The 22,640-nt window shown below is 34.6% G+C and carries 21 protein-coding genes and 2 pseudogenes; 11 read left to right on the top strand and 12 right to left on the bottom strand.

Annotated elements, in window-relative coordinates; all coding sequences use genetic code 11:
* Nucleotides 1-101 precede the first annotated feature (101 nt).
* A complete protein-coding gene (locus B6C99_RS03960; RefSeq protein WP_086358642.1) occupies nt 102-1,961 on the top strand; it encodes a beta-glucoside-specific PTS transporter subunit IIABC in 1,860 nt (619 codons plus the stop codon).
* Nucleotides 1,962-1,971: 10 nt separating this feature from the next.
* Nucleotides 1,972-3,372 (top strand): glycoside hydrolase family 1 protein, encoded by a 1,401-nt coding sequence (locus B6C99_RS03955; RefSeq protein ID WP_086358686.1) that lies wholly within the window; start codon nt 1,972-1,974, stop codon nt 3,370-3,372.
* Nucleotides 3,373-3,431: 59 nt separating this feature from the next.
* On the opposite strand, the gene B6C99_RS03950 is transcribed toward B6C99_RS03955, so the two are convergent.
* Both B6C99_RS03950 and B6C99_RS03945 read right to left on the bottom strand, forming a co-directional pair.
* A complete protein-coding gene (locus B6C99_RS03950) occupies nt 3,432-4,571 on the bottom strand; it encodes an AAA family ATPase (RefSeq protein ID WP_086358641.1) in 1,140 nt (379 codons plus the stop codon).
* Entirely contained in the window at nt 4,568-5,431 is an 864-nt protein-coding gene (locus B6C99_RS03945; protein WP_173795328.1) for an RNA ligase family protein, read from the bottom strand. Before B6C99_RS03945 ends, B6C99_RS03950 begins: the two co-directional genes overlap by 4 nt.
* 302 nt (nt 5,432-5,733) lie before the next feature.
* On the opposite strand from B6C99_RS03945, the pseudogene B6C99_RS13505 reads away from it, so the two are divergent.
* A pseudogene (locus B6C99_RS13505) lies at nt 5,734-6,201 on the top strand (GyrI-like domain-containing protein).
* 6 nt (nt 6,202-6,207) lie between these two features.
* On the opposite strand, the gene B6C99_RS03930 reads toward B6C99_RS13505, so the two are convergent.
* The 7 genes from B6C99_RS03930 to B6C99_RS03900 all read right to left on the bottom strand — a co-directional run bounded on the left by B6C99_RS03930 (nt 6,208) and on the right by B6C99_RS03900 (nt 12,487).
* Nucleotides 6,208-7,029, bottom strand: a complete 822-nt coding sequence (locus tag B6C99_RS03930; protein ID WP_086358639.1) for a transporter substrate-binding domain-containing protein — start codon at nt 7,027-7,029, stop codon at nt 6,208-6,210.
* 63 nt (nt 7,030-7,092) lie between these two features.
* Nucleotides 7,093-7,518 (bottom strand): GNAT family N-acetyltransferase, encoded by a 426-nt coding sequence (locus B6C99_RS03925; RefSeq protein ID WP_065613954.1) that lies wholly within the window; start codon nt 7,516-7,518, stop codon nt 7,093-7,095.
* Nucleotides 7,519-7,536: 18 nt separating this feature from the next.
* Nucleotides 7,537-8,295 carry an amino acid ABC transporter ATP-binding protein gene (locus B6C99_RS03920; RefSeq protein ID WP_086358638.1) on the bottom strand — a complete coding sequence of 253 codons (759 nt, stop codon included), beginning with the start codon at nt 8,293-8,295 and terminating at the stop codon, nt 7,537-7,539.
* Nucleotides 8,292-9,032, bottom strand: coding sequence for an amino acid ABC transporter permease (locus B6C99_RS03915; RefSeq protein WP_086358637.1), 741 nt, complete (start codon nt 9,030-9,032; stop codon nt 8,292-8,294). Before B6C99_RS03915 ends, B6C99_RS03920 begins: the two co-directional genes overlap by 4 nt.
* A 26-nt stretch (nt 9,033-9,058) precedes the next feature.
* On the bottom strand, nt 9,059-10,015 hold the full coding sequence (locus B6C99_RS03910) for a glutathione S-transferase family protein (protein WP_086358636.1): 957 nt from the start codon (nt 10,013-10,015) through the stop codon (nt 9,059-9,061).
* A gap of 160 nt (nt 10,016-10,175) precedes the next feature.
* Nucleotides 10,176-10,877 (bottom strand): response regulator, encoded by a 702-nt coding sequence (locus B6C99_RS03905; RefSeq protein WP_173795327.1) that lies wholly within the window; start codon nt 10,875-10,877, stop codon nt 10,176-10,178.
* Nucleotides 10,878-10,897: 20 nt separating this feature from the next.
* Nucleotides 10,898-12,487 carry a sensor histidine kinase gene (locus tag B6C99_RS03900; RefSeq protein WP_086358635.1) on the bottom strand — a complete coding sequence of 530 codons (1,590 nt, stop codon included), beginning with the start codon at nt 12,485-12,487 and terminating at the stop codon, nt 10,898-10,900.
* 281 nt (nt 12,488-12,768) lie between these two features.
* Here B6C99_RS03900 and B6C99_RS03895 point away from each other — a divergent pair.
* From B6C99_RS03895 to citX, 7 genes and pseudogenes are all read left to right on the top strand, one after another.
* A pseudogene (locus B6C99_RS03895) lies at nt 12,769-14,058 on the top strand (2-hydroxycarboxylate transporter family protein); the annotation flags it as partial.
* Between the two features lie 84 nt (nt 14,059-14,142).
* Nucleotides 14,143-14,988 (top strand): fumarylacetoacetate hydrolase family protein, encoded by an 846-nt coding sequence (locus B6C99_RS03890; RefSeq protein WP_086358633.1) that lies wholly within the window; start codon nt 14,143-14,145, stop codon nt 14,986-14,988.
* A 4-nt stretch (nt 14,989-14,992) separates the two neighbouring features.
* A complete protein-coding gene (citC, locus tag B6C99_RS03885) occupies nt 14,993-16,027 on the top strand; it encodes a [citrate (pro-3S)-lyase] ligase (RefSeq protein WP_086358632.1) in 1,035 nt (344 codons plus the stop codon).
* Nucleotides 16,028-16,048: 21 nt separating this feature from the next.
* Nucleotides 16,049-16,339, top strand: coding sequence for a citrate lyase acyl carrier protein (citD, locus tag B6C99_RS03880; protein ID WP_034902004.1), 291 nt, complete (start codon nt 16,049-16,051; stop codon nt 16,337-16,339).
* Nucleotides 16,336-17,223 (top strand): citrate (pro-3S)-lyase subunit beta, encoded by an 888-nt coding sequence (citE, locus tag B6C99_RS03875; protein WP_065577565.1) that lies wholly within the window; start codon nt 16,336-16,338, stop codon nt 17,221-17,223. Before citD ends, citE begins: the two co-directional genes overlap by 4 nt.
* A 12-nt stretch (nt 17,224-17,235) precedes the next feature.
* Nucleotides 17,236-18,765 (top strand): citrate lyase subunit alpha, encoded by a 1,530-nt coding sequence (citF, locus tag B6C99_RS03870; RefSeq protein ID WP_086358631.1) that lies wholly within the window; start codon nt 17,236-17,238, stop codon nt 18,763-18,765.
* A gap of 61 nt (nt 18,766-18,826) precedes the next feature.
* Entirely contained in the window at nt 18,827-19,375 is a 549-nt protein-coding gene (gene citX / locus B6C99_RS03865; RefSeq protein ID WP_158092435.1) for a citrate lyase holo-[acyl-carrier protein] synthase, read from the top strand.
* Nucleotides 19,376-19,457: 82 nt separating this feature from the next.
* Here citX and metB read toward each other — a convergent pair whose 3' ends face one another.
* On the bottom strand, nt 19,458-20,624 hold the full coding sequence (gene metB, locus B6C99_RS03860) for a cystathionine gamma-synthase (RefSeq protein ID WP_086358629.1): 1,167 nt from the start codon (nt 20,622-20,624) through the stop codon (nt 19,458-19,460).
* 180 nt (nt 20,625-20,804) lie between these two features.
* Between metB and metJ the strand changes: the two genes are divergently transcribed.
* Nucleotides 20,805-21,122, top strand: coding sequence for a met regulon transcriptional regulator MetJ (gene metJ / locus B6C99_RS03855; protein WP_034904598.1), 318 nt, complete (start codon nt 20,805-20,807; stop codon nt 21,120-21,122).
* Nucleotides 21,123-21,185: 63 nt separating this feature from the next.
* Here the strand turns inward: metJ and rpmE are convergent, their stop codons facing one another.
* Nucleotides 21,186-21,401: a 50S ribosomal protein L31 gene (gene rpmE, locus B6C99_RS03850; RefSeq protein ID WP_034904595.1), complete on the bottom strand. Its 216-nt coding sequence runs from the start codon at nt 21,399-21,401 to the stop codon at nt 21,186-21,188.
* 141 nt (nt 21,402-21,542) lie between these two features.
* Nucleotides 21,543-22,595, bottom strand: a complete 1,053-nt coding sequence (gene degS, locus B6C99_RS03845) for an outer membrane-stress sensor serine endopeptidase DegS (RefSeq protein ID WP_086358628.1) — start codon at nt 22,593-22,595, stop codon at nt 21,543-21,545.
* Nucleotides 22,596-22,640 lie beyond the last annotated feature (45 nt).

Here is a 22,640-nt window from a genome sequence, read left to right as displayed (position 1 = left end):
ATACTAATCACAACGTTATAATAGATCTTATGATGATAATTTTTAGTGTATTTAGTCTTTTTTATCAATGTAAAACCATTCTTTAAGTAATGGAGAAAATAATGGACTATCAAAAAATTGCACGTCAAATACTTGAGTTGGTCGGCGGTAAAGAGAATATTATTAGTTTAACACACTGTTTTACTCGCTTACGGTTCCAATTAAATGACAGTAAACAGGCCGATCGCGAAAAATTATTACATACAGAAGGAGTGATTTCGGTTGTTGAAAGTAGTGGGCAATACCAAGTCGTACTAGGCAACAAAGTCACCAAAATTTATGATCAATTACTGCCTTTAATCGGTGAGCTAACGCAAAACAAACTAACAGAACCCAAAGTATCTTTAGGGGTAAAAATTTTAAATGCCTTCGCCGCTATTTTTACACCAATAATCCCGGCTATTGCTGCTTCAGGTATGTTAAAAGGAATTTTAGCTATAGCCGTTATGATTGGTAACTATTACTATCAGACTGATATTAAAAGCTATAACACCTATACGATTTTACATGCCGCATCGGATGCAGTTTTCTATTTTATGCCAATAATATTAGGTTACACTGCGGCCAAAGTCTTCAAAGCTCATGAATTTATTTCTATGATTATTGGCGCAACTTTATGTTATCCATCAATCGTCAATTTAATGAGCAGTAAAACCGAAGTAACGCTGTTTGCTATCGAACTAACTAAAGCTAGTTACACATCAAGTGTTATCCCTATTATATTAGCGGTGTTTATTTTAAGTTATGTACAAAGATTTCTAGAATATATTATTCCAGACGTGTTAAAGATCATCATGGTTCCTACATTCTCATTGCTCATCATGATTCCAGCTACATTACTTATTTTTGGCCCAATTGGTATCTATATCGGCGAATTTATAAACTGGATCTATTACTACATTATGGGGGTAAGCCCTATCTTATTAGGTGCATTTATTGGTGGTGTATGGTGTATTTTAGTCATCTTTGGCGCCCACCGTGCTATTGTACCAATCGGCATTAATGATGTTGCCCAAACAGGACGTCAAAGTTTACTAGCTTTTGCTGGTGCAGCTAACTTTTCACAAGCCGGCGCTGCTTTAGGCGTATTTTTTAAAACTAAAAATAAGAATCTAAAAACAGTTGCCGCTTCAGCAACAATAACCGCCTTGTTCGGTATTACCGAACCTGCTATTTATGGTGCAAATCTTAGATTGAAAAGACCAATGGTTTGTGCAGTTGTATGCGGTGCACTCGCTGGTGGTTTAATGGGATGGGGAGGTTCTTATGGTACTGCTTTTGCCAACCAAGGAGTACTGACAATCCCGGTTTATGCTGAAGCTGGAACCAAAGCTTTCCTATGTTACATAATTGGTATAGGTTTCGCATTTTTTGGCTCATGCATTATGACGATGCTTGTTGGCTTTAACGATATAGAAAATGAAGAAGAGTCAAAGACAATTCAAAAATCATCTAGCCAACCATTAACAAATGATACAACCATTCTATCGCCAGTTGCCGGCAAGGTTATTGCGTTAAATCAAGTTAAAGATGAAGTGTTTGCTTCAGGAGCAATGGGTAAAGGAATAGCGATTTATCCTAAAACTGGTGAAGTAATTGCCCCAGCAGATTGTACCATTACCGTACTCTATCCTACTTTACATGCAATTGGCCTAAAATTGGATAACGGTATTGAACTACTGATTCATATTGGTATTGACACAGTTAACTTACAAGGTAAGTATTTCCAGTCTTATGTAAAAACTGGTCAACATATTGCTAAAGGTAGCAAAATCGTTTCCTTTGATATTGAAAAAATCGAACAGCAATTTGATTTAACAACTTCGGTTATTGTGGTTAATTCAGATCAATATAAACATATAAATTATTGTCAACTAACTCATGTTAGTAATAAAGACAATTTATTATTTATTCAAGTTTAGAGGTTTAGTTATGAAAGCTTTTACTAAGGATTTTTGGTGGGGAGCATCATCTTCTGCATTTCAAATTGAAGGTGGGTGGGATGCGGATGGAAAAGGATTGACCGTTGCCGATTACAATTCATTTCAACGCTCTGCGATACAAGCCGATAGTAAAGTAGCCAGTGATTTCTATCATCATGTTGAAAGTGATATTGCTTTATTTAAAGAGTTAGGACTAAAAACTTATCGCTTTTCTATATCATGGGCGCGTATTATTCCCGATGGTGATGGTAAAATAAATCAAGCAGGCATTGATTTCTACAACAAAGTCATCAATGAATTAATCAAGAACGATATCATTCCGTTTATTACTCTTTATCATTTTGATTTACCATTCGCCTTAGTTGATAAATATAATGGTTGGCAAGATCGTCGTTGTGTAGATGCATTTAGACGTTATGCACAAATATGTTATCAAGCATTCGGCGATCGAGTAAAACATTGGCAGATTAATAACGAACAAAATCTGATGATCCGTGTTAACGAAAGAATGAACATGTATAAAGTTGCGGCTCATGAGGTTGAAAAAGTGAGAGCTCAAATGGATTATCATATGTTTGTTGCTCATGCGATGGCTACCAATGACTGTCATGAACTAATTTCTGGTAGTAAAGTTGGGCCGGCGGTATCATCAACCATGACCTACCCTGCAAGTAATAAACCCATGGATGTTTGGGCTGCCAAAATGAATGACAATTTCAAAACCAACTATGCACTTGAAATGTACTGCTTTGGTGACTATCCAGGGTATTATAAAAATTACTTAAATCATTGTGGTATCTATCCTATTACTCAACCAGAAGATGCGCAAATTTTAAAACAAGCCAAGCCAGATTTTATTGCCGTAAATTATTATCGGACGTTAGTGGCTAGTTACCTACCCGAAGATGATAGCCATCCGTTTGGTAGCAAAGAAAAAGATATCGATTTTGATCTTTATGGTTATTTTAAGATCGAGAAAAATCCAAATTTGGTCGCCTCAACTTATGGTGCACAAATTGACCCTATGGGTCTAAGACTGGTATTAAATGAATATTATCGCCAATATCGCTTACCACTGATCATTACAGAAAATGGCTTAGGTACACCAGATATTTTAACTGCTGACAATAAAGTACATGATGATTATCGCATTGATTATATAAAATCGCATATCTTAGCTTGTCATGATGCGATTGAAGATGGTGTTGAGTTATTTGGATATTGTCCATGGTCAGTAATTGATTTATTAAGCTCACATCAAGGTTTCAAAAAACGTTATGGCTTTGTCTATGTCGATCGAGATGATCATGACTTAAAAACGCTTAATCGAATTAAAAAAGATAGTTTTTATTGGTATCAGCAAGTCATCAAAGATAATGGCATTAAATAATATTGCAAAACTAAACATGATGGGCGCTGAAAGACCCATCATAATTTATTTAAATACCGCTAATTGACTAGATAAGTTACCTTATGTGCCTCTGTCGGTAACGGTACTTGCCATTTAGAAAGCATTTGAGTAATTTTCTTGTTTGGTAAGCTAGTATCTCGACTTGAATTACGTTGATACAATGTTTTTTCTGACTGCTCAAGATAAACAATTTCAACTTCGGCATGGTAAGCATAAAGTAAATCCAATGCTTTTTCTCGCATATCTCGTGATAAGTGAGTAGCATTCCAAATAAATGACTGATTCTCTCTTAAGTATTGTTTTACTTTTGCCAATACAAATTGAATCACTAAACCTTCATTTTGACCATGCTTCAATTTAAGTTGATTACGGGCGTCATCATATGATGCAACCGGTAAATTTGGATAGTATTTACTTATCCAACTATTTTTACCTGATGCTGGCAACCCCGACAGTAAGATGACTTTAGGCCCTTTTTGAGGATATAACGCATAATCAGGTAACACATTGCTACCTCGAAAATATTGTATTCGCGTATAATCATCAATAAATTGCCGTGGTTGATATAAACACTCTTCTTCTAAAGCTAATTGTTTGAAGAGTTCAACTTCATCAACCATTCGAGCTTTATCAGCACTAATACGACCTAGTATATCTGCTTTAGCTTGCATACATAACATCCAAACAGGAAGTTGCCATGAAAGCCGATGAATTAACCATTGCGGTGATTTATAGTTATTATCATCACTTAAAGCATAAAATGGTATTTGATGCACTCGGATAATTCGACAAATTTTTTCCCGTAATTCAAAAGGAACACCATTTCGCCATAATAATATTCGACTACTTATCTCGCCTTTTTGCGAATGTCGTGGTTGTGAAATTCGACCACTTATTTCATCAATAATTGTCGTTTCTGGTTTGGCAATATCATGTAATAAAGCAGTCATAAACAGTACAAACTTATCTTCATCAGAAGATGCTGCAAAATCATCTTGAGCAATTAAAGCCCTTAATACCATTTGAGTATGAATCCAAACATTTCCTTCACCATGATAAGTCGGATCTTGTGGTGTAAGAATCAATTTATTCAACTCAGGAATACAGTCTAACCACTGGTCAAAGTTATCTTGACTGATACTGTGGGCGATCTCTTGTTGTAACTGTGAATAACTCATAAATCACCTCCAAATACTAAACCATTATTCCAATTTATTGTTAGTTGTGGCGAATAAAGCTCAACATTATTAGCTAATTGATTAGGAATAAATGGTTGTTGTAAATGATGTTGCCCAGCATCTAATATAGCTTGCACAAAATCCTGCCTAACCCACTTCAAACGACCAGTTGTAGTATTTGCTGATTCGATTTTTAAATATAATCCTTCCATCAAATCAGAGTTATCACACTGTTGCCAAGCTTTCATTAAATCAAGTTTTTCTTGTGCGACAATTTTTTCAAAACAACTTCGCCAGTCAATTGTTTTAGCTAAAGAATTTTTCACGAGTGCTAATAAATCACTTAATTTTTCTGGTGCAATTCCCATAAACAATACCGGAACAGATAAAATAGGACCATCGGCCAATAATTGATGACGCTTTCGAGTCGATAAGAAACAATTATTATGCCTATCCCAAACATCAAATTCACAAAAATAATGTGGTAATGCATCATAAAAAATAGCGTGTTTTTTATGTAACCATTCACCATACATAATATAACGATCTTCTAAACGTTCAATTAACCAGCCTTCATGGACCGTTGCCCAATGTTTAAATAGATTAAATTGACGTTCGCGACTCCCGCCTATTAAGTAATGGCCACGTGATTGTAGTAATAGTTCACCACTTTCTGAAAAACTGATTGCGCAGTTAGCCCCATCAAGTTTTTCTTCAACCACAATATATTGCCCTACTAACTGATCGTAAGGTAGCTGTCCATGCTCACTATCGCCAAATTGTAAACGTGAACTTTGCAAATGTGGAGTTCGTGGGTATTTAATTAATTCTAAGTTTTGAATATAAGTTTCCATTGTCATTTTGTTTTCTCCGAAAAATTAGGGAAAACCGACAAGGCGAAGATCTATAGATTGAACTGCAACGTAGGTGCTTTAGAAAAAGCTAAAAGACAATATAATAGAAGATACCATGTCGGCATTAAGATAAAGTGTTAAATACAGGCATTTTGCCACCTCACAAAAAAATTAAATATTAGACTAAAAAAACGGCGCCATTATCTTTTTCAGCAGATCAATTGTCAAGTGAAATTCGATTTTTTTATATACTTAATCAGTGTTAAGATTCAACAAGATGATTACTATTGATAAATTATGAGCTTTATATGGATGTCGAAATTGTACTCTTCCCAATGACACAGTTAGCCGTTATTGAGCATTATGGCGCGCCCGAGTTAGAACATGAATCAGTAAACAAACTGATAAAATGGCGACAAGAAAATCAGCTTTTAGATAATAAATATAGAAACTACGGCATTCATTATACCAATCCTAAAATAACACCAGCGGAAAAACATCATGTCGATTTTGGTATTGCTATTAGCTAACCTATTGCTAATAACATTTATGGAGTAATAAATAAAACGATTCCTCAACTTCGCTGTGCAAAAGCCAGAGATATAGGTTCGAGATATCATAATCAAGCTATTATTTATTTACTGGAAAAATGGTTACCAAATAGTGGAGAAAAACTGGGAGATTTTCCCCCAATTTTTCATTATGTTAATGTTGGTACAAGCGTAAAACCTGAACAGATGATAACGGATGTTTATTTACCGCTGTTAGACCATTGATATTTATTATTTAGGTGAATAATCAGCAGCAAAATAACGCTGACTGATTTGTGCTAGTTCACCACTACTAATAATTTTTTTGATACCTTCATTGATATCTTTGGTTAATTGTTCCCCTTTAATACTTTTACTAATTAAAAGATAACTAAATGGTGAAGCAATACGATCTTCATCTTCCTTACTCAGTTCAATTATTTTTAAATTGAGATGATGTTCACTAATATATTGCGATAACATTACTTTATCAATTAACTGAAAATCATATTGACCGCTTTCAACATGTTGCAAAACAGGTAATAAATCAGCTTCACTATAAACAATTTTGACAGGATTATTAGGGTTTTGCTGATTATAGGTTTCTAAAGCTGTAGCATAGTTTAGTCCTGGTGATACTTCTGTAGATTTTCCATTAAGATCACTAAAACGATTGATATTATTATTATTTTTAGCTACTGCGATTACATATTGATTTTTAAAGATTGGATCGGAATAAAAATACTTCTCCTTACGTTTTTCATTCATTGCATAATTATTAGCACCAACTTGATACCTTTGAGAATCAAGTCCTGCAAGTACCGATGGAAATTCTGTAATTTCAAAATTAATTTCATATTGTGGTAGTTTGGCAAATATCGCTTTAACCACATCGATATCATAGCCAGTCAGCTCTCCTTTATCATTGACTGTCGTAAAAGGACTTGGTGCGCCTGATGTTGCAATAACGATTTTTTCTACTTTAGTACTTTGGGTGTTTTTATTTTGATTATCACATCCAATCAGTGATAAAACAGCCAAGATCAAAAAGCTATACCATTTTTTTAGATTCATAACGCCGATCCTCTGTAGTTAAAAATTAGTTAATATTATTAAAATGCTAGTCAATTAGGCTATCTAAATGAATCCCATTTCTTTCATTTGCTGCCGATGATCTGTTTGATATATGGCCATACCAGTTTTCATTAAATCAAAACCTAAGTTCTTATAAAATTCAACCGTTTGAGGATGTGTATAAAGAATAATATTACAATCCTTTACTTGTTCAATAAGCTTATCGACAATTAGCCTACCATATTGCTGACCATGTAAGTGTTTAGCCAAAGCAATGTTATAAATCGCTGCCTGACAAATTCCATCTGATAGTGCTCTACCCACCCCCACCACATGATTATTCTCCAATAAAAAAACTACCGCATAGCTTCTTTTAAAGACTTGTTCTTGAGTTATCGCATCGAACGAACTTAGGCCATAAAATGCCAGTAAATCAGCAACTTCTTGCCAATTAATATCATCACAGTGTTGTTGAATAATAATCCCCATTAGTACCTCATTTACTGATTAAATCTCATAATCCATTTGCATTGCTGAATAATATCTAGATAAAAAATCTTTTGTTCTTTGATGAACAGGATTTAAAAAAACTTGTTTAGGCGATCCATCTTCAATAATTTGCCCTTTATCTAAGAACAAAACTCGGCTGGCTATATCATGCACAAAACTCATTTCATGAGAAACTAATATCATCGTAATACCCGATTTTGCCGCCATTTTTATAGTTGCCAATACTTCGCCGACTAACTCAGGATCTAATGCCGAGGTAGGTTCATCAAGTAATAAAACCTTTGGATTCATGGCTAACGCTCTCGCAATAGCAACCCTTTGTTGTTGACCACCTGATAGTTGTTTTGGATAGTGGTTTACTCTATCAGCAAGACCTACTTCAACTAGTTTGTCGTAAGCAATTTTTTCAGCTTTCTCTCGAGAGTATTTTTTTACAATCAGTAACCCTTCCATAACATTTTCTAAAGCATTCTTTTGTGGGAAAAGATTAAACTGTTGAAAAACCATCGCTGTTTGTTGACGAAATTTAACAATTTGATCTCGTTTAGATTTACTGACATCAAACGACATGTGATCAATAGTGATATTACCTGCTTGAGGTTTTTCCAATAAATTTAAACAACGTAAAAGAGTCGATTTTCCTGCTCCCGATGCGCCAATAATTGCAACGATTTCATGTGGTTTAATAGCAAAATTGATTTGATTTAAAATGCAATTATCATGAAAAGATAAAGTGAGATTATTAACATGAATCATAGCCATTTTCCTCTTCGGTAACTTGGAGTATTTTTATCTTCACTTATCGTTAATCGGTTCTCTAAATATTTGACTAATAATTCAATTAATATGGTTAATGCCCAATAAATTAAAGCCAGTGAAATATAAACTTCAAAATAACGATAGCTATGACCAGCTAAAGTTTTACCTCTACCAGTCATTTCAGTTACCGAACAAACAAATGCCAGTGAAGTTCCTTTTAGTAATCCGATTAAAGTATTACCTAAGTTAGGCAGTGCGACTATAAATGCTTCAGGAATAACAATACGACGTAAAACTTGACTATATGTCATACCTAACGATTGTGCAGCTTCGATTTGCCCCTTATTTACAGATTGTAATGCGGCACGAATTGTTTCAGAGTTATAAGCTGCTTCATTAAAAGAAAAGGCAATCAATACAAACAATATTGCCGGGAGGCCATTAATATTAAAATCTGTATCAAAAAAGTAATTAACATAACGTAATAAAATTGGTAGGCCATAAAAACTTAAATAAAGCTGTACCAATAATGGTGTTCCTCTTATAAATGAAACAAATACCGCTGCTATTTGCGTTAAGACAGGTATTTTATTCATTTTAATTATTGCAACAACTAGACCTAATATTACGCCAAGTAACATCGAAAAGATGGTGATAAAGAGTGTTACTGGCAAATAAGCCAGTAACGTCGGTATTTGGGTGAAAATCAATCCAAAATCAATAATATTTGGCATCTGTATTATCCCAATATTTAAATTAATTAACTAAATTGTTTATCTCGATTATGTGGCGTTTTCCAATTACTAACATCAGGCCCTAACGGCAAAATATCATAAGGATTATGGGCGTTATTACTCAAAAAATAACCTTTTTTAATCGCCTCAAAATCAGTCGTATCGCCAAAAGCGGGAATTTGATAGAGATCTCGGGCATAACCCCACAAATTAGGATAATCGATAATTCGATTTCGATTAGTGTTGAATGCAGCATAATAGGCAACGTCAAACCTAGCCAAAGTGACATATAAACGAATATCTGAATCAGTGATGTTATCACCAAAAAGATAACGAGATTTGCTTAATCGTTGTTCCAATTTATCTAACTGATTAAAAACGAGATGGTAAGCATGCTCATAAGCTGATTGTGATCGAGCAAAGCCTGCTTTATAAACGCCATTGTTAACTTCATGAAATATCACATCATTCAATTCATCAATTTCAGTACGTAAATGTTCTGGATAGAGATCTGGTGCACCAGCTTTATGAAACGGCTTAAAAACAGTTTCCCAATAATTAGTTAATCGAAAATAATCATTGTTAACAACTTTGCCTGTTTTTACGTCTACTACGGTAGGTACTGTTGCTCGCCCATTATATTCTGGATCGGTTTTAGCATAAATTTCCGGTAAATAACGAATCCCTAACACTGGATCAACGCCATTGGGATCAAGCGAAAACTCCCAACCATGTGGTGTTCTTATAGGAGAAACCTGACCTACACTAATAACATCCTCTAAACCCAATAACTTGATGGCTATCATTTGGCGATGAGCCCAAGGGCAAATTGCAGCCCAAATCAGTCGATAACGACCTGCTTCAACAGGTAATAAGCCAGGTTCATTACCAAAGGGAGTGTCAAATCGGTTAGTTTGACGGACAAAAGCACCATCTTTACTGATTTCATTATTTTCAGTCGTTACTACTTTTCCTATAGACATACGCTTACTCCTATTATTTGATACTGCAATTTAAATCATCCAACAATTGGATTAATTCAATCTAGCATCAAATATTTAGGCAATAAAATAACCAATAAGCATATTTATATAATCATAAATTATATAACGTAGGATTCATAACCAACTTTGCGAAAAAAAATTACTTACCTAATCGTTTATAAAGCCTTTCAGGGCGACCTATTTTGCCATGGTTAAGCTCAACCGTTAATAATTTAGTTTGCACACAATATTCTAAATATCGTCTAGCGGTGGTTTTACTAATATTGGCTTTTTCGACAATTTGATCTACAGTTTGCGGTTCATTAGTTTGCATAAATAGATCTTTAACTTTTTGTAAGGTAATTTCTTCAATACCTTTAGAGTGGCGATTAATATCAACAAAGTCTTTAGTTTGTAGATTAAAAAGTTCATCAATACGTCTTTGATTCACATGTTTTTGCAAACTTTGACGATATAAAAACAGTTCAAAACGTTCAAGTGAATGTTTTAAGCGCTGATAAGATACCGGTTTGATTAAATAATCAAAAGCGCCAAACCGTATCGCTTTACTACAGGTATCCATATCACTTGCGGCAGTAATAAAAATAACATAACAATCTAAATTGTTATTAATAATATATTCAAATAATTCAATTCCTTTTCCATCAGGTAGGTAATTATCTAATAAAATTAATGTTGGTTTTAATTTTTCAACCATCACTTTCGCTTCTTCCAAAGTTGCAGCGATACCAATAACTTCTACTTTGGTGTCTCGTTGAATAAATTCGGCATTTAATTCAGCTAAAATGGGCTCATCTTCAACAATAAGAACTTTAATTGTATCTTCTTTTATTTCATACATACTTTATTCACCTCTGTTAACTACTTTGGTATAAAAACAGAAAAAATCGTTCCATAAGGTTCATTATCTTCAAATGTGATATATCCGTTAGCTTTCTTCACATATGTAGAAACTAAATGTAAACCTATACCATGTTCGTTCGAATTTTGTGAGGTTACCCCCGGTTGGAAAATTGAATTGCGGATTTTATCGTCTATACCACAACCCTGATCACTGACTTCTAAAACAATTTCATCGGTTCTATCACTTAAAAATAGATGGATAGATTTATCACCTTGATTATTTTTTAAACACGCATTAAAGGCATTGTCCAATAAATTACCTAATATCGACATAAATTCGGCTTCAGTTATCTTGGAAGGCAATGCTTCTAAATAGCAGGCGGGATCAAAAAACAATTTTAAGCCAATTTCATGCGACTTAGAATATTTACCAATTAATAAACCACAAATAGCCGGAACCTGAAAATGGCTGGTAATGAAATCTAGATTTTGTTGATTATCAGCAGAATGTAACGCAATAAATGATTCCGCTTCTTTATATCGTTTCATATAAATTAAACCTGACAACGTTGCCATCCAGTTAAGGTGTTCATGTCTTAAGGCGCGCAAATTATCCACATACTGCGTAACTTGAGTTAATTGCATACTTAATAAATTAATATCATCATAATTTCGGAAGGTGATCACCCATCCTTGAATTTCATCATCAACAATTACGCGAATACGATTAGCAATAACGATAATATTATTGAAATAGCAAATATGGTCATGCACATCTTTAGTCTGATTGGTACTACCATAAAGAAAATCCGTTGATTTAATAAAATTAGATAAATCATGATTAAGCAGACTATTATCATCAATATCAATATTTAACATACGCCTTGCTGATTGGTTGATATTGATAATCTTGTAATCAAGATCAATGGCAATAATACCTTCAAATATTGATTCCATTATTGATTTCTGACTCTTTACCAATAGTGCAATTGCTTGAGGTTCTAAATTAAACATCTGTTTTTTGATAGCTCTAGCAAAGCATAAAGAAAATATAAACAGAGCAAAGAATAAAAATGAACAAAAAATAATGAATGGAATAAATTGTTTTATATGTGACGCATAAATATCATCTACCATATAACCAACCGAAACAATACCAATCACTTTTCCATGACTAATAATTGGCGCTTTACCTCTTAGCGCTAAGCCCAAAGATCCTTGACTTATTGTTATACTACTAACCCCACTTAACACCTCTCGATTGTCATCACCAACCATGGGTAAATATATTGAATCATTAGCCGTATGAAATAACCGATAAGCATTTGCATCACCAATTACAATATAACTCGCATCGCTTTGTTCAAAAATATCTGAAACAAGTTTAGCAATTTGTTCAGTATCTTTATCTTCTACATATTTTATTAAGCTAGGAATCACAGCTAACTCTTTCGCCTGTATTTGAGCTTTTTCGCCTAAACTACGATATAAGACATTTTCTGTCACATTCCATATGTAGCTTTGCATCAATGCCAAAACCACCAATGAAAAGAGTAAAAGAGATAAAAATAATTTTGTCGTAAATGACAGATGTATTCGTTTTCGCATTTTTATACTTAATAAATAATTGCTATATCTGCTGAGGAGTGTAACACAGCATAAAAAAACTTAGAGCCTTTAAAACCATAAAAACCACACTTAATTTATGATTTATATCACAAAATTGGTATTAATATTTTGTCACCATATGCACCATTAAAACAAAGCAAATTTATTTTGGAGATAAAAAAGATATGGTGGATTTCAATTCAGTTGAAAAAACTCATAATAGTAACAACAAAAATGAGATAAAACACGAAGATCAAGCGAAAAAGTTCTGGCCATACGGATGGTGGAAACTTATGGATGATTATAAAATCGGTGTAATTCCTTTACCATTATTTATTATCGCAGGTATTCTTATCTTTGCTGAAGTATTAGTAACAGGTAAATTACCAAGTGAAATAGTTGTTATGGTAGTAACATGTGCTTTCTTTGGTTTTCTTTGTGGTGAAATAGGTAAACGTTTACCAATTGTTGGAAAAATGGGGGCAGCAGCAATTTGTGCAACCTTTATTCCATCAGCTCTAGTCTATTATGGCATTCTGCCTACCCCTGTGGTACAAGCAACAACTAAATTCTATAAAGATACGCATATTTTATATCTTTATATCTGCTGTATCATCGTTGGTAGTATTATGAACATGGATAAGAAAACGCTTATTCAAGGTTTCTTAAAAATCTTCGGACCAATGGTATGTGGTGAAATTGTTGGTATGCTAGTTGGTGTTGGTGTGGGTTATTTATTAGGCTTATCACCATTTGAAACATTCTTCTTCTTAGTATTACCGATCATGGCTGGTGGTGTAGGTGAAGGCGCAATTCCATTATCAATCGGATATGCATCTATTTTAGGAATGGAACAAGGTGAAGCACTAGGTCGAGTATTACCAATTGTTATGTTAGGTGGTTTAACCGGTATTATTTGTGGTGGTATCCTTAACCGTATTGGTAAAGCTTATCCTCATTTAACTGGTAATGGTCGCTTGTTACCAGCATCAGAAGATGACCAAATTATCAACAAAACGGCTAAAACAGAGTCGGTTATTGATGTGACAACTTTTGCATCTGGTGTATTATTAGCCGCTATCCTTTATATGGTCGGTATGATTGGCCACAAAGTAACCGGTATTCCAGCACCTGTAGGGATGCTATTTGCTGCAGTATTTGTTAAACTAGTATCAGGTGTTTCACCAAAAGTACTAAGTGGTTCGCAAGTAGTTTACAAGTTCTTCCAAACATCTGTAACCTATCCTATTTTATTCGCTGTGGGCGTGGCAATCACACCGTGGGATAAAATCGTTGCAGCTTTCACCGTAATCAACCTAATAGTTATTGTTTGTACAGTAGTGAGTTTAGTCACAACTGGTTTCTTTGTTGCTAAAAAACTAGGTATGTATCCAGTTGATGCAGCTGTTATTTCTTGCTGTCAAAGTGGTCAAGGTGGAACTGGTGACGTTGCAATCCTGACTGCAGCAGAACGTATGGAGTTGATGCCATTTGCCCAAATTGCTACTCGTATTGGTGGTGCAATTAACGTATCAGTATCCTTACTCATTCTAGGCAATTTCTTAGTATAGTTTTTTTCAAGAGCAACCTTAGTTATTACTAGGGTTGTTCTATTTTCTCATGTAGTTTCAATAAACAGCTTTTAAGGAGTATTCATGAAGCTTGTCAGTTACCTTGTTTCTGGTCGACCAAGTTTTGGTTTATATACTGATCATGGCATCGTAGATTTAGGCCAAAAACTAGGCGATAAATATCAAGATCTAAAATCCCTTCTTTCTGATAAAGATGGATTAGTTAACGCAAAAAACTTTTTAGACTCACCTAGTGATATCGATGAACAAGCAATAACTTATTTACCGGTAATTCCAAATCCAAACAAAATTTTGTGTGTAGGAATGAATTATGCGGAAAAACGAGCAGAATTTAATGAAACTAGTTCTGCCCCAACTTTATTTGTTCGTTTTCCTGATTCTCAAACAGGACATAAGACAAATATCATTAAACCAACTATCAGCGATGAACTGGATTATGAAGGCGAATTAGCAATTATTATTGGTAAAGAGGCCTTCCGCATAAAATCAGAAGAAGCCTTATCTTATGTCGCAGGCTATAGCTGTTATATGGATGGTTCGATTCGTGACTGGCAATATACTTGGTACACAGCTGGTAAAAATTGGCCAAATACTGGGGCTTTTGGACCATGTTTAACAACTACAGATGAAATACCCGATCCTAAAGCGCTATCAATAGCAACTTATCTGAATGGAAAAGAGATGCAACATGATAGTATCAAGAATTTAGTACATACTGTACCTGATTTAATCTCGTATATTAGTACATTTACTAAATTATCACCGGGTGACGTTATTCTTACTGGCTCACCAGGCGGGGTGGGAAAAAAACGAAATCCACCAATATTTATGCACGATGGTGATACCATTGAAGTTGAAATTACCAATATTGGTCGTCTAACTAACTTTATCGTTGAAGAAAAAAGGTAGTTATATGTACGATTTAGTTGATTACAGTGTTGTTGATATATCTAAATCTGAACAAGATTATCAAGTAATTAAGCAATTACTATTGCAATCTGATCTCGATTTAGATCCACAAGTCACAACTTTCATTGTTGCAAAACTGAATAATAATTGTATCGCTTGTGCCGGTCTTGATCACAATATTATCAAGTGTGTAGCCATTGATCCTGATTATCGTGGTAACCAACTAAATCTAACTTTAATCGACTATACAATGAAATATGCCAATGACAACGGCTATTTTCATCTATTTTTATATACTAAACCTGAAAATATCGCTTTTTTCAAAGCATGCGGTTTTTATCCTATTGTTGAAATTTCTAATTTAGTCGTATTGATGGAAAACACACCAGTCGGGATTAAACAATATTGTAAACAATTATCGCAATACCAAAAAGCTGGTAACAAAATTGGCAGTATTGTGATGAATGCCAATCCTTTTACAAAAGGTCACCAATATCTTATCGAATTTGCAGCCAATCAATGTGATTGGGTACATGTATTTGTGGTTAATGAAGATGTATCACTGTTTCCGTTTCAGGTACGTTTACAGTTAGTAAAAGATGGCACAAAAGATATTAAAAATGTTACGGTTCATGCCAGTTCGTCATACATTATTTCTAAAGCAACCTTCCCTACTTATTTTTTAAAAGATAAAAGCAAAATTGACTATGCTTATATGGGAATCGATCTGTTAATCTTCCGGAACTATATTGCTCCAGCATTAAATATAACTCACCGTTTTGTTGGTACTGAGCCACATAGTGAAGTAACTAATGCTTATAACAAAGCGATGAAATATTGGTTAGAAGATGACAAAGTTAGTTCGTCATTCAAGATTACTGTCATTGAGGTTGCCCGAAAACTTGAAGAATCAAACATTATATCAGCATCATTAGTGCGAAATTCACTGGCATTAAAAAATTATGAGCAGGTTAAGAAATTAGTTCCTTCAACAACTTGGAATTATATTTCAGCTAATTTGGATAAATTAAATATTTAATTCTTTTCAAAAGGTAAAAACATGAAAATACAAAAAGAAGCCATGGCAGGAACTCTCGAATCCAGCGATTTGTTAGTTAAAGTCATGCCAAATACTGGCATCGAAATTGTTATTAATAGTGATGTAAATAAACAATTTGGCGATCAAATTCGCGCTGTGGTTAATAATACATTAAATGAACTTAACTTAACTGATGGTTTAATCATTATTGACGATAAAGGTGCTTTAGATTGTGCAATAAAAGCACGGGTACAATGTGCTGTGTTACGTGGTGCAGAAGAAACTGAATTAGATTGGAGTAAATTACTATGAAAAAATTACGTCGAAGTATGCTGTTTCTTCCAGGTGCAAATGCAGCAATGCTATCTACATCTTTTGTCTATAAACCAGACTCAATTATGTTTGATCTTGAAGATGCTGTGTCTATCAAAGAAAAAGATTCAGCTCGTCTACTCGTTGCACAAACATTAAAATTACCTGTTTATAAGGAACATGGTATTGAAACTGTGGTTAGAATTAATGCATTAAATACACCATTTGGTCTTAAAGACTTAGAAGCCGTTGTGCGAGCTGGTGTTGATGTTGTTCGCTTACCAATGACCAATAGTGCTGAAGATATTCATGAACTTGAAGCGCATGTTGAACGAATTGAAAAAGAGTGTGGCCGAGAAGTGGGTAGCACTAAATTAATGGCTGCTATTGAATCAGCTCAAGCAGTAGTTAATGCAGTATCCATTGCTAAATCATCGCCACGTTTAATTGGTATCGCTCTTGCAGCATTTGATTATCTAGTAGATATGCAAACAGAACGCGGGGATGGTACTGAACTATTTTATGCACGCTGTGCTGTTTTACATGCTGCTCGTGTAGCCGGTATTGATGCTTTTGATGTTGTTTATTCGAATGTTAATGATGATGAAGGCTTTTTAAAAGAAGTCAGCCTAATTAAAAAATTAGGATACAACGGTAAATCATTAATTAATCCACGACAAATTGAGCTATTACATAATGCTTATGCACCTACTGCTAGTGAAGTAGAAAATGCTAAAAAAGTCGTTGAAGCTGCTGAAGAAGGTGAAAGAAAAGGGCTTGGAGTTGTTTCTTTGAATGGCAAAATGATTGATGCACCAATTATTGCTCGTGCGCAAAAAATCATTGAACTAGCTAAATACTCCGGTGTACGTAAAGAAATTTGATAGGATTGAAACATGACAACTTCTATAAACCAAAAAATTGCTGATTTATCAAAACAGCATCCTGATCTTAAAAATATCACACCATTTATTGATGCTAATGCAACCACACCTTATCTAAAAGATGAGTCTAAATATACCCGTAAATTGTGTGAGTCAATTGAGCAAGCAATAGAAAAGTGTGAACTTCGTGATGGAATGACTATCTCTTTTCACCACGCATTTCGTGAAGGCGATAAAGTTATCAACAAAGTTGTTGAAACCATTAGTAAATTAGGTATTAAGAACCTTACATTAGCTTCAAGCTCATTATTAAGCTGTAATGCAGCATTGATTCCTCACATTGAGTCTGGTGTAATTACTAAAATCTATACCTCAGGATTACGTGGAAAATTAGCTGATGCGATTTCACACGGCCTGATGGAAAATCCGGTACATATCCATTCTCACGGTGGTCGAGTCAAATTAATCCAAAGCGGAGAAATTAATATTGATATCGCATTCTTAGCTGTATCAACTGCTGACGAACAAGGTAATGCCAATGGCGTATCAGGTAAATCACAATGTGGCGCCCTTGGTTATGCTATGGTTGATGCTCAATTTGCTAAGAAAGTGGTTTTACTTACTGAAGATATTGTTGGTTATCCTAACCATCCAGCAAGTATCCGCCAAGATCAAGTTGACTATATTGTTAAAGTTGACGAAGTTGGTGACCCAACTAAAATTAGCGTTGGTGCAGCACGTATCACCAGTAACCCTAGAGAATTAATGATTGCACGCTATGCCGCTGATGTTATCGAAAATTCAGGTTATTTTAAAGATGGATTCTCAATTCAGACTGGTTCTGGCGCATCATCAACTGCAGCGACACGCTTTCTAGAAAATCGGATGAGAGCGAAAAATATCACAGCATCATTTGCTCTAGGTGGTATTACAGCAAGTATCGTCGATCTTCATGAGAAAGGCTTAGTAAAACGTTTACTTGATACACAAAGTTTTGATGGAACTGCAGGACAATCTTTAGGTAAGAATAAAGATCATATTGAAGTTTCAACCAACGTTTACGCTAATCCAGCCTCAAAAGGTGCAAGTGTTGATGAATTAGATATTGTTATTCTCAGCGCACTCGAAGTAGATTTAGATTTCAACGTTAATGTACTAACAGGATCTGATGGTGTTATGCGCGGTGCATCCGGTGGTCACTGTGATACAGCCGCTGGAGCAAATCTAACTATTATCGTTGCACCACTAATTCGTAGCAGAATTCCAACAGTAATAAGAAAAGTAACGACAATTGTTACACCAGGTGAAAGTGTAGATGTGCTAGTCACTGACCATGGTATAGCGGTAAATCCTGCTCGTCCTGAAATCGCAGAACGATTAAAAGCGGCTAATTTACCAGTAATGACTATTGAAGAACTTTATCAATGTGCTATTGCATTAACAGGTGAACCAAAACCAATTGAATTTAACGATAAAATTGTTGGGATTGTTCACTTCCGTGACGGCTCAATTATTGATGTTGTTCGTCAAGTCAAAGACTAATTAACTTTGTAATAGTAATAGCATAACAAAATTCTTAGTTATGCTATTACTCAACATCATTATGAATAATCAAACATTAAGATTCGACGATGGCATTAACATAACGCTTGAGCAAATGTTAATGGCCAAAGAAAACCGCGTAAACAATCAGCAACAAGTTTTTGAGCAATACCCTTATCCGCTAATATCATTAAGTTTAGTAATACCTGGACCAATCAAGAAAAGTAGTGGCACTGTATTCTTATTTAATGAAGCTGTACAAGCTATCCATCAGATGTTAAACCAACATAATATTTCTATTATCCATGAAAAACTTTATGAAAGCATAACTGGTGATGAAGCATTATTATCAATTGATCATAACGTTGATATGCTTAAACAACTGTGTATAAAAATTGAGGAGAGGCATTTTTTAGGACGATTATGGGATATTGATATCATTGACCCTGTTACACAAAAAAGTATTTCTCGGTCTAAATTCGAGCATCATTCTCGACAATGTTTAGTTTGCCATGATAATGCTAAAATTTGTGGTCGAAGTAAACGGCATTCCATTAACGAGATCCTCAGCGCCATTACCAATAAAGTCAAAGATTATCGAAATAATTAAACCAGCTAAAATATATAGCTGTCTATATTAATAAAGTCGAAAAATAAGCTATTTTCCAACTCTATTAATAAATTGATAACGGTTAAATATTTGCTAACGCTTGCTCTAAATCACCAATCAGATCATCGATATCCTCAAGGCCTACAGAAATACGTAATAATTGATCGGATATACCTGCCGTTTTACGTGCTTCAGCACTAATTCCTGAATGGGTCATTGTAGCTGGATGACATATCAAACTTTCTACGCCACCAAGTGATTGCGCTAAGGTAAAAATATGCAACGCATCTAGGAATTTAGGCATATCATCGGCAGCACAAGCTAATTCAAAACTCAATAGTGAACCGAAGCCTTTTTGTTGTTTTTTGGCAATGTCATGACCTAAATTTGTTGGTAGCGAAGGATGAAAAACTTTAGCAATTTTAGGATGATTAACTAAAAATTCGACGACTTTTTCTGCATTTTCTTGTTGTAATCTAACTCTTGCAGTAAGGGTTCTTAAACCACGCAATAATAAATAACTATCAAATGATGAAGTTGATGTTCCGATATTATTTGCCCACCACAATACATCTGTAGCTAATTGTTGCTCTTTAAATACTAATATTCCGGCTAACAGATCTGAGTGACCATTTAAAAATTTAGTACAAGAATGACTAACAATATCAGCCCCTAATTCCAGTGGTTTTTGTAAAATTGGTGTCATAAAGGTATTATCAACCAAAACTAACGCACCAACCTCATGCGCCTGACGTGCAATATCAGCAATATCAACGACTCTTAATAATGGATTACTTGGCGATTCAATCAATACTAATTTAGGTTTTAAATTCAGCGCTTCTTTTAAAGCGATAGGATCGGATTGGTCTACAAATTTGGTTTTAAAATAACCTTTTTGACTCAAGCTGTTAAATAATCGATAACTACCGCCATAACAATCATGAGGAGCAACAACGGTATCATTTGGACTTAGTAACGCAACACTAATCAAATGAATAGCTGACATACCACAATTGGTTAAAATGGCGTCTGCACCACCTTCTAATTTCGCTACCGTTTCCTCAACTAATCGTCTACTTGGATTAGATTTGCGACCATAATCAAATTTCCTTGGTGTTGCAAATGATTGATAGCGATAACACGTTGAAGGCGTAATAACAGGAACTACGCTACCAAATTGGTCATCTGTATTTAATCCACCACGAACAGCAATAGTATCTTGGCTAAGATTTTTAGATTTATGAGCCATAATAACCTTCCTACAAACCACTTTATTTATTTTTAGATTTTAGTTGTATAAGAATAACACAATAACAAAAGACGTCAACATGTCTAGACGTCTAACTATCTTGGTGTATAGATTGCAGCTAAGCAAAAAAAACGCTAAAATTATCCACATTATTTGTGATGTGATTGATTTGGTGAATAAATGATGGAATGGAACGGCGATTATATTAGCCCTTATGCTGAGCATGGTAAAAAAAGCGAACAAGTAAAAAAAATTACAGTCTCAATTCCGTTAAAAGTATTAAAAATATTAACTGATGAGCGAACTAGACGACAAGTCAATAATTTACGTCATGCAACGAATAGTGAACTTTTATGTGAAGCTTTTCTACACGCTTATACTGGCCAACCACTGCCTTGTGATGAAGATTTACAGAAAGATCATGATGATGGCATTCCGTTACAAGCACAGAAAATGATGCGAGCTTTAGGTATAGATCCTGATTTAATTGATGAATGATTGAATCATAGATACAAAAAAGGCGCTTTAAGCGCCTTTTTTACAACGTAACAATTAGTAAAACTATTTTTTACCGCCAACCATTGCAAAACGTTGTTTAAATTTATCAACACGTCCGCCAGTTGCTACATCACGTTGTTTACCTGTATAGAACGGGTGACATTCACCACATACGTCAAGATGAATATCATGACCAATAGTTGAATGAGTTTCAATTTTGTTACCACAAGAACAAGTAGCTGTAATTGCAGTGTATTCTGGATGGATACCTTCTTTCATAATAAACCTCTAAAGTTTGTTCGTATCGCTATATAAATGGCTTAATCGCAAAATCTATACACCATACGAGTGTTAAATAACATGATAAGGGTGCGAATTATACGTCCTATATCAAAGATAATCAAGTAATAAAAGGCCAATCTAAACCGGCAATTGACCAATAGTGATTTGCAACTGAATCTTTTCACCATTGCGTAAGACAATTATGGGGACGATTGTTCCCGGTTTCAACTCAGCAATTTGATCCATGGTTTCAACTATCGATTTTACTGGCTTATTATCGACCATTATTAAAATATCATTAGCTTGTACACCAGCTTGCAAAGAAGGGCCTTCAGCATTAGTGACTAAAATACCTAACACTTTCGGTAGATCACTTGGGTTTTGTGTTGGTGCAAATTCTAAACCATCAATGCCAATATAACCTCGAATCACTTTGCCATCTTGAATTAATTTATTCATTATTTTAACAGCTAATGCAGTTGGAATGGCAAAACCAATTCCTTCAGGAACATCATTACCTAAGTTTTTGGCAAATGTCAGAGTGTTAATACCCATCAATTCACCTTTAGTGTTAACCAAAGCACCTCCAGAATTACCATGATTGATGGAAGCATCAGTTTGGATAAAATTTTGTCGACGATATGGACTGAGTCCATCACGACCAGTAGCACTAATGATACCTTGGGTAATAGTTTGCCCGATGTTATAAGGGTTGCCAATGGCTAAGACGACATCACCAATTTTCGGATCGAGGGAAGAATTAATCGGTATTCTTGGAAGATTAGATGCTTCGATTTTCAATACTGCAATATCAACTAATTTATCGGAACCGACAGGTAATGCAGCAAAAATCCGCCCATCTTGCAAAGCAACAATAATTTGTTCCGCACCATCAACAACATGATAATTGGTAACGATATAACCAAGCTCACTCATAATAACACCAGAACCCAACGGTGTTATTGGACTATCTTGTGATTGTTTAGGTACAGAATTAATTGAACGACTATAAATATTTACCACGGCAGGTGCGGCTATCTTTACTGCATTTGAATAACTCATAGGTTCATCATTAAAAATAGATCTTGAAAAATCAGATTGCGTTCCATTTCTTAAAGAAGGAAAAATAATGAGTAACACTATCGCTAAAACAGCACCAATTAATGTTGGCCAAAGAAACTTTTTAAGCATAATTATGATTAGCTGATGAGAATAGTTGTTAGAATTCTATCACAT

The sequence above is a fragment of the Gilliamella sp. N-G2 genome (assembly GCF_002142215.1).
In the GTDB taxonomy this organism is placed as follows: Bacteria; Pseudomonadota; Gammaproteobacteria; order Enterobacterales; family Orbaceae; genus Gilliamella.
Note: the sequence above shows the minus strand (reverse complement) of the source record. Positions and strands in the feature narration are given on the sequence as shown.